The sequence below is a fragment of the Streptomyces tateyamensis genome, from assembly GCF_003205575.1.
Classification (GTDB): Bacteria; Actinomycetota; Actinomycetes; order Streptomycetales; family Streptomycetaceae; genus Kitasatospora; species Kitasatospora tateyamensis.
On record NZ_PYBW01000300.1, the window covers coordinates 678 to 1,660 of the forward strand.

A 983-nucleotide genomic window follows, 5' to 3' on the forward strand; every position below is an offset into this window, starting at 1 on the left:
CGACGCCCAGCAGGACTACGAGAATCCGCAGTCCGGGCCGACCCTGGCGGGCGGCGCGGTCTACTACTACGGCGGCAGGCGGCTGCGCTGCGTGGACGCCCGGGGCGGGCTGCCGCGCTGGGCCTTCCCGGTCGGCGAGGACGTCCCCTCCCGCCCGGCGGTGCGCGGCCAGACGGTCTACGTGACGGCCGGCACCAGGGTGTACGCGCTGGACGCGGCCACCGGGGCGCCGCGCTGGCAGTTCGAGGCGCCGGTGGTGCTGTTCACCCCGCCGACGCTGGACGGGGCGGCGGTGCCCGCGGTCTACGTGGCCGACTACCTGGGCACCCTGTACGCGCTGGACGGGGCCACCGGGCAGGTGCGCTGGCAGTCCCGCACAGCCAGCCGGCAGGGGGCCGAGCCGGTGGTGCTGGCCGGGTCGACCGCGCTGCTCGCCAGCGGCGAGACGCTGTACGCCTTCGACACGGCCGACGGGCGCGAGCGCTGGCGGTACGCGGCCCGGGGCGAGATCGTCGGCTCGCCGGCGGCCGCGGACGGGCTGGTCCACGTGGGCAGCCGGGACCACTCGCTGCACACCGTGGACCTGGCCAGCGGCCGGCTGCGCTGGGAGCTGGGCACCAAGGGCGAGCTGACGGGCTCTCCGGTGACCGAGGGCGGGCGGGTCTTCGTGAGCAGCAAGGACCGCTGCGTCTACGCGCTGGACGCGGTCTACGGCACGGCGGTGCCCGAGGGGCGGTAGCGGCGGTCGGGCCCGGCCCGACCGGCCTCCGGCGGCGCGCCGCTGACGGGAATTCGGACATAACGGTGAAATGCTGACAAAGCCTGGCTCTGGCCGGGCGGCATTCCCGCATGGACGAACCCGAAAGGCAGCCAGGTGCACCCCACCAAGGACCACACCCGCCCGCTCCCGGCCGGTCCCCGTCCGACCGGGCCCAAGCTGGCCGGCCGCCTGCTGCTGCCGGGCGCGGTGGCGCTGGCCGCCG

1 protein-coding gene is annotated in these 983 nt (G+C 76.4%); it reads left to right on the forward strand.

All coding sequences use genetic code 11. The annotated features are described in order from the left end of the window. On the forward strand, positions 1–739 hold a 739-nt coding region (locus C7C46_RS33475), incomplete at its 5' end, for an outer membrane protein assembly factor BamB family protein (protein ID WP_146259338.1). Positions 740–983: the final 244 nt, after the last annotated feature.